The 7,828-nt window shown below is 59.0% G+C and carries 5 protein-coding genes; 3 read left to right on the top strand and 2 right to left on the bottom strand.

Features of this window, described 5'->3' with window-relative positions; translation table 11 throughout:
- Positions 1–209: 209 nt before the first annotated feature.
- Entirely contained in the window at positions 210–482 is a 273-nt protein-coding gene (locus ACZM8Y_RS00695; protein ID WP_489501492.1) for a hypothetical protein, read from the bottom strand.
- Between the two features lie 698 nt (positions 483–1,180).
- Between ACZM8Y_RS00695 and ACZM8Y_RS00690 the strand changes: the two genes are divergently transcribed.
- Positions 1,181–4,438 carry a PD-(D/E)XK nuclease family protein gene (locus ACZM8Y_RS00690; protein ID WP_489501491.1) on the top strand — a complete coding sequence of 1,086 codons (3,258 nt, stop codon included), beginning with the start codon at positions 1,181–1,183 and terminating at the stop codon, positions 4,436–4,438.
- Positions 4,439–4,519: 81 nt separating this feature from the next.
- Positions 4,520–5,644, top strand: a complete 1,125-nt coding sequence (locus tag ACZM8Y_RS00685; RefSeq protein WP_302553057.1) for an NAD(P)H-dependent flavin oxidoreductase — start codon at positions 4,520–4,522, stop codon at positions 5,642–5,644.
- Positions 5,645–6,018: 374 nt separating this feature from the next.
- Here ACZM8Y_RS00685 and ACZM8Y_RS00680 read toward each other — a convergent pair whose 3' ends face one another.
- Positions 6,019–6,828, bottom strand: a complete 810-nt coding sequence (locus ACZM8Y_RS00680) for a sirohydrochlorin cobaltochelatase (protein WP_302553056.1) — start codon at positions 6,826–6,828, stop codon at positions 6,019–6,021.
- A gap of 125 nt (positions 6,829–6,953) precedes the next feature.
- Between ACZM8Y_RS00680 and ACZM8Y_RS00675 the strand changes: the two genes are divergently transcribed.
- On the top strand, positions 6,954–7,811 hold the full coding sequence (locus ACZM8Y_RS00675) for an SDR family oxidoreductase (protein ID WP_302553055.1): 858 nt from the start codon (positions 6,954–6,956) through the stop codon (positions 7,809–7,811).
- Positions 7,812–7,828: the final 17 nt, after the last annotated feature.

Below are 7,828 nucleotides of genomic sequence, written 5' to 3'. Positions count from 1 at the left end.
CCTCATCATGGAGCCAATCAATGGCTGCATTATAGGAAGCAATTCATGCTTTATTTCTTGAAGTCCTAGGCTGTGTCGTCAATCAGATAGAATCTATTGAAATCATTTAACTATTTTTCAAGTCTCAAAGGATTATTTTCGATGGTTTCAAATAATTACATACAAAAACAATGGCGCAACCTAAAGAAATAACTGATAAAATACCCTAGTTATAGAGCTAGCCAACGGAAAATTGGAAAGGCTGTGTTATAGAAAATAGTTGATACTTTTCTCTTTGAAGTTCCAGAGGGATAATCAATAAAATGTTTTAGCTGTGGAGGAAAATCGGATAAAAAAGCCGTATTTTCAGCGTTGAAACGCCCACATCCTGATGACGGAACCAAAACTTTTAAAAAAGCTGTGCCATAGAAAGTGATTAATACTTTTTTCCTTGAAGTCCAAAGGGATAACCAACAAAATGCCTTAGCCTTGGATTCCACCAAGGAAAAAACTGTGAAAAGAGATATTCACCTTTTCGATGACTTTCTAACTCATATCATCATTTGATATATAACTATTTGAAATTATTGAAACAATCTTTTTATAACTTGAAAAACAATTTAATAGTTTCAATATATTATATATAATTGACGACACAACCTAAAACCGTGTCATAGAAAACGGTTAATGCTTTATTCCTTGAAATTCCAAAGAAATAATTAATAAAATCCCCCAATCATGGAGCCCACCAGTGGAAAAACTGAAAATATATATTCAACATATTGCTGAGACAAAACAACTTTGTACTATGATAGAGCCTTCCTAAAAAATCCATTTTGAATTTCAGAAAGTTGAAATAAGGCTTTCACTGCAAAAATGAATATCTCAATAAAAAGGCGGCATTTTCACCGTGCTGTGGAGATGCCCTCCATATGCTATGACAACGCCTTGAAAAAAACTTCGTCCTTCTTTTTCTTGGGAAAGCCGGCAAAAGGGATTCGATAAAGTCGAAAAATTTTGAAACGGGAGGGATGGGTTTTGGGGAAGGGAGGGAGAAACTTTTTTAAAAGTTTCTCCCTCCCTTCCCCAATCTTCCTCTCCCTGCCCCCCCCTACTCTCAGGTGAAGCTATGACACCCTGCCCCCCGTTCCGCATCGTCCCTTGGGACACAGACTTCTTGGACGCCCTAAAAAATGGGGTGATGAAAGCCACACGAGGACACCCCGGCAACGCGGTGGTGGTCTTCATGCACGACCGCCCCCGCCGTTACCTGCGGGAACGCTTCCGCTATGCGCCAGATGTGCCCAAACCCTGCCTCATCCCGCGTATGTTCACGGAACGGGAACTGATGGCGGCATTCCGTCAGGAGCAGCACCAGAAACTCCGCCGGGAGGCCGGAAAGCTGGATCAGGTGGCGCTGCTCTCCCGCTGCGTGCGGGAACTGGCGGAACCCGATACCGAACTGTGCATGCAGCTCGCCAAAACCGACGACGCGGGCTTCTTCCCGTGGGGGGTGCGGCTCGCGGAACTGTTGGAGGAATGTTTTACGCAAGGGCTTACGCCTGAGGACATGCTGTATACGGAAGGCGAAGTGGCTCCTTTCGGGGCGGCCCTGCTCGGCTCGCTCGGCAAGATTTTCCGCCGTTACCGCGACGCGCTCATCGAATCCGACCTCACCACGCCCGGATTCGATGCGTTTGTCGTCGCCAGCGCACTGGAAGATGGCCCGGACGGGGACGGCCTCCCGCCGCTGCCCGGCTTTCTCGCCGGACGCGCCATCCTGCTGGCTGGCTTCGGTATGCTCACCGGCACGGAAAACACCCTGTTCCGCTATCTCTGGCGGCACGGCGCGCAGGTCTTCCTGCACGTCGATCCGGCATTGGCAGGAAACGGACAGGGGCATTGGGCATGTACCGAACAGGCGAACTGGATCGCGGACTGGAAGGCCGATACCGCGCTGGCCTGCCCTTCCCCCGGCAAGAAGCCGAAAATCCACTATTTCGCGGGCTACGACCTGCATTCCCAACTGGACGCCCTGCGCGGCGATCTCATCGAGCTGGAACGGAAAGACCGCCTCGCCGCCGCGCTCAAGGCCAGAAGCACGACGCAGCAGCTTTCCCTGCTTCCCCAACCGGAAATCAGCGCCATCTCCCCCCTTCACGAAACTTCGGCCAGCGGGAATGCCGACAACAAGGATTCGATAACGTCGAAAGTCTTGGGAGGGAGAGGGAAGGGGGCCCGGGGGAAGGGAGAGGGAAGCCCTTCTTCAGAAGGGTTCCCTCTCCCTTCCCCCGGTGGACGTGCCCCAACCCCCGCCCCCATCCCAACCTCGCAGCTCGACACCGCGGTGGCCCTCACGCACAGCGGGGCGCTGCTGCCCGTGCTGCACCACCTGCCCCGCAAGGACTGCAATATTTCGCTCGGCTACCCGCTTGAACGCTCGCTCCTGTTCCGCCTGCTGGAAATGGTGCTCGAAGCCCGCAACCGCCGCCAGCCCAACGGCACGACCCATTGGAAGGCGCTTGCGGATCTCGTCCGCCACCCATACCTGCGCCTGCTTGAGGCCAACGGCATTTCCCTGCGCGACATTTTCCAGAACATGGAAACCCGCCTCCGCAACGGCAGCCGGCACGCCGACGCCCACGCCGTCGCCGAAGGCGCCGTTGACGACTTCTTCGCCGCCTCCTCCCTGCCCGGCGTGGCGGCAGCCATGCCCGCCATCCGGGAATTGATCAACCGAGTCCTGCGGGATACCGTGGACACATGGGCGAAGGCCCATACCCTCGGCGGGCTTGCGGATGCGCTTTCCGGCCTGTGCGACACCCTGCTCGTCTACGGAAGCGGCAACGGCGAAAACGACGCGGACAACGGCAAGGCCGATATCTGGTCGCGTTTCCCCATCGACGCGGAATGCCTGTTCCGCCTCATGCAGCGCATCATCCCGGCCCTCAAGGACAACGGCATGGCCGACACGCCGCTGCCGTGGCCCCTGATGCAGGCCATGCTGCTGGAGCTCGTGCGCGCCGAGCGCGTTCCCTTTGAAGCCGATCCCCTGACCGGCCTGCAAGTGCTCGGCATGTTGGAAACCCGCCTCTTAAAATTCTCCCGCGTCTTTCTTGTCGACGTCACCGACGACAGGCTTCCCGGCGCGCCGATCCGCAGCCCGCTCCTGCCGGACAGCCTGCGCGCCCTTCTCGGCCTGCCCGACACCCGCAACCGCGAACAGCTTGCGGCCTACACGTTCCACCGGCTCATCGCCGGGGCCGATGAGGTCTGGCTCTACTGGCAGGAAGGCGTGGAAACCTCCGGCCTGTTCGACGGGAAAAAACAGCGCAGCCGCCTTGTGGAAGAGCTCATCTGGCAGGAAGAGCAGGCCCGCGGGCAGCGCCTGAAGCCGGGGCGCGAACCGCTCCGCACGGCGTCCCTTGATGTCCGCCCGCCGGTCAGGGTGCGCAAGGTCATCACCAAGACCCCCGCCATACGGGAACAGATCGCCGCATCGCTCAAGCATCCCCTGTCAGCCACCCGGCTGGACGCCTACCTGACCTGCCCGCTGAGGTATTATTATGAGCGCCTGTGCGCCATCGCGCCCATCGACGAGGTGAACGAAGACGATGATCCGGCTGCCGTGGGCGTGCTTCTGCACAATGTGCTCCGGGATTTTTACGCCCCCGCCGTGGGCAAGGCCGTGCGCCGCGACGCGCAGTCGGGCGATCCTGAATTGCCGTTCCTCGACGAACAAGCCCTGCGCGCCCTGTTCCGCACGGCGCTCGACACATCGGGGCTGGAGGCCTCCCTGCCGCCGGAAAGCGCGGCCATGCTTTCCGTCACCGGGCCGGAGCGTCTGGGCATGTTCCTGCGCGCCCAGCCGGAACAGACGGAGGTGCTTTCCCTAGAGGAGGAATACGATGCCGAAATACGGGCGGGAGGCCGCGTCAGGCGGCTTACCGGCAATCTCGACCGGGTGGACTGGCGCGAACAGGAAGACCCCGAAGGCGCGCTCGACGAGGGGGCGGTCATCCTCGACTACAAGACGGGCCGCATCAAGGCGCTGCGCCCGGACATCTGGGCCGACGACGCCTTTTGGGATGCGCTGGAACCGGAAAAGGCGGCCGAAGCCGCATCCGATCCAGACCCCGAACATGATTTTTTGCCAATCATCGCACAGCGTATTCCCACAGTGCAATTGCTGTATTATTGTTATTTGTATGGGCAGGCTACGGGCAAGCCCGTGCTTGACGCGGCGTTCGTCGCCCTTGGCGAAGACGGCGGGGAACGGCCCCTTTTCGGGAAGGCCATGACCATTGAGGAGCGGGAGCGGGCGTTGTCGCTCATCCCCCGCCTCATCGGGTTCATCCTCCTGCATATGGAGCTTTGCCCGGAATTCCGCCCACGGGAAGGGGCACATTGCCGCTGGTGTTCCTGGCGGAACGTGTGTATCATATCCTCCCAACAATAATTCCGGGTATTAGAAGCAGGAAGCATTCCCATTCCCGCCCGCATACCCATAACTCCATAAGAGACCTCTAGGAGGTTCTTCATGTCTTTCCCTTCTCTGAAGATAGGCGACCTCGTCGCTAAAACCCCAATCGTCCAAGGCGGCATGGGCGTTGGTATTTCGCTTTCCAGGCTTGCTTCCGCCGTGGCCAACGAAGGCGGCATCGGCGTCATCGCCGGGGCCATGATCGGGATGAAGGAGCCCGATGTGGCCAGCAACCCCCTTGAAGCCAACCTCCGCGCCCTCCGCCGCGAAATCGAAAAGGCCCGCGAAGCCACGCAGGGCATCATCGGCGTAAACATCATGGTCGCCCTGACCACGTTCGCCGAAATGGTTCGCACCTCCATCGAGTCCAAGGCCGACGTGATCTTCTCCGGCGCCGGGCTGCCGATGGATCTGCCCAAGATTTTCAATGAGACCTGCGAACGCAAGAAGGAAGAGTTCAAGACCAAGCTCGTCCCCATCATCTCTTCCGGACGCGCCGCCACCCTCATCGCCCGCAAGTGGATGTCCAGCACCGGCTACATGCCCGACGCCTTCGTCGTGGAAGGCCCCAAGGCCGGCGGGCACCTCGGTTTCAGCCCCGAACATATCGTTGATCCCAATTATGCCCTCGAACAGCTTGTCCCGCAGGTTGTGGAAGCGGTGAAGCCGCTTGAAGACAAGGTCGGGCACGCAATCCCCGTCATCGCCGCCGGCGGCGTATATACGGGCGAAGACATCAAGAAGTACATGGATCTCGGCGCGTCCGGCGTCCAGATGGGCACCCGTTTCGTCGCCACCTACGAATGCGACGCCGATGACCGCTTCAAGCAGGCCTACATCAACGCCAAACAGGAAGACGTGACCATCATCAAGAGTCCGGTGGGCATGCCCGGCCGCGCGCTCGTGAACAGTTTCATTGATTCCATGCGGGAGGGCGGCAAAAAGCCGTTCAAATGCATCTTCCATTGCGTGAAGACCTGCGAACAGGAAAAAACCCCCTACTGCATCGCCGCCGCCCTCATCAACGCCATGAAGGGCAATCTTGAACGCGGCTTTGCCTTCTGCGGCGAAAACGTCTCCCGCGTCAACAGCATCGTTTCCGTGCACGACCTGATTGCCTCGCTGCAGCGCGAGTTCGACGCCATCATCAACAAGCCCGCTGCGGCTACCGTGAAGGCGTAAGGCCTCCGGCGGCAAGGGGGCTTCCCGCCCCCTTGACCCCCGTCCGGGAGGCGAGCCGCCCCCCGGACCCCGGCGAAACGTCCCGAATGCAAAGGTTCCGAACCGGCTTGCGCTGGTTCGGAACCTTTGCATTCGGGACTTCCAGCGGCATAGGAAGCCCTCTTCTTATCCTTTTGTGGATTCCCTTCCCTGCCTATCCTCTTCGTTCTTCCTGCCGCAACACCGGGAGACGGACGCCAACAAGGAAAACCGCCGTGCCTCCGCACCCTTCATCGACCCTTACGAAAGTCTTTGAAGATGAGAGGGAGGGGGTTCGGGGGAGGGGGAGAAGGAACTTTCTCCAGAAAGTTCCTTCTCCCCCTCCCCCGATTCGCTCAGCCCCACCCTTTCATGGCCTGCGCCAAATTGTCGACCCAAATGTCCCTGAACCCCTGATACTCCATCATCCCCCGAAGGACGGGGACGCAGGCAATGCCCTCGGCTTCGAGCCGGGAACGCCACGAATCTTCAGAGTCCCCGGCCATGTCTTCAAGCGTATGCCGCCCTACGACGGCAAGCAGGGGCAGCAGCCAAACACGGCCGAACGGGCGCCCGCAAGCCCGCAGGCGTTCCACGATGTGCTCAAGACGGACGGCCCCGTTCAGCGTGCCCATGAGCACAAGGGGATCGCGTTCCCGTACAGCCGCGGCAAGGGCCTCGTAACGCCCCTCCGCGGCGTGGCGGCTCCCGTGCCCCATGAACAGCACCGGCTCGCCGGGCGCGCGCCCGGAAGGAAGCCCGGCAAGCAGGGCGCATGCGGCGCGATCCACCGATGCCTGCGACTCCGTCAGCAAAGGCGCGCCCACCACGAGCGACGCAAACGTCCCGTCGGCGCGCAGCTCGTCCGCATCCGAGACGATGTCCCCGTATTCAAAGCCGGGAATGACATGCACAGGCTGAACCGCCACATGGGTAAACTTCTCAAAAGCCATTTTCTTCAATGCCTTGTGAACGGAATCCGATTTTTTCCGCTCACTGGCCAGCCGTTCCCGCATGAGCATGGACGTAAAGGCCCAACGCACTGATACATCAGGAAAAGCCTTGCGGACTTGCGCATCGAAACGCCGGAGCGTCGACTCCCCCTGAGAACTGCCCGAACCAAATGCTGCAAGAAGGATGCCTCTTTTCTTCGTTATAGCGTACAAAAAGTTGTACCCTCCTTTTTCACCTTACATGGCAGGTGGATAAAACGAACGGCGTTCCCGCGTGCGTTGACGCGTTCCAGATCGGCTGATACCCTGAGCGCCTCATACATTTATGGAGAAAACCCGTGAGTACTCCTGTCGCTCTTGTTCTTGGCGGACACGGTCTTCTGGGCCAGCCTCTGGCGCAGCAGCTTGCCGGAAACGGCTGGGAGGCGCAAACGCTGGATTTTGAGGACTGCAACCTGCTGAATCCCGCGGAACTCCAGCCGCGCATCGAATTCATCAACCCTGACGTCATTTTCAATACCGTAAGCTGGAACACGGAAAACCCCGCTGAAAAACAGCCACAAGAAGCCCTCTCTGTCAACCGTGGCCTCCCGGCATTCCTCGGCGGGCTGGTCAAAGGCACGCCCAGGTTCCTCGTCCACTACAGCTCGGATCAGGTTTTCAACGGCCGCAAGGATTCCCCCTACACCGAAGAGGACAAGGCCGATCCGGTTTCCCTGTGCGGCAAGAGCCGCCTTGCCGGTGAGCAGGCCCTGCTTGAACTCAACGCCGACAACATCTGCATCATCCGTACGGGCTGGCTGTTCGGCCCGGATGGGGACAGCTTCCTGAAGCGCCTTCTGAGGCGGGCCAAGACCGAAGGAACCGTAGAGGTCATCCACGATCAGATCGGCTCCCCGACGTATGCGAAGGATCTGGCGCAGGCCACGCTCCAGCTTGTCAAGCGCCGGGCGTCCGGGCTGTACCATGTGGCGAACTCAGGCCAGGCCACATGGTGCGAACTGGCGGCGGAAGCCGTGCGCCAAGCCAGCCTGCCCTGCTCCGTGCGGGCCATCGCAAGCTCGGACAAGACGCTCCGCGCCAACTATGAGGTGCTTTCCTCCGCAAAGTATACGGCGCTCACCGGATGCGCCATGCGCCCCTGGTCTCAGGCCCTGCGGGAGTACATCTACTCAGTCCTTCTCGCCTCCCAATAACCCGCCGCGGATATGCC

The sequence above is a fragment of the Bilophila sp. genome (assembly GCF_057864385.1).
This window is presented reverse-complemented; position numbering and strand designations above follow the sequence as displayed.

What these genes read in the sequence shown, in the direction of transcription:
- ACZM8Y_RS00690 (WP_489501491.1), top strand. Translation starts at nt 1,181, where the DNA reads ATGAAAGCCACACGAGGACACCCCGGCAACGCGGTGGTGGTCTTCATG.
- ACZM8Y_RS00685 (WP_302553057.1), top strand. Translation starts at nt 4,520, where the DNA reads ATGTCTTTCCCTTCTCTGAAGATAGGCGACCTCGTCGCTAAAACCCCA.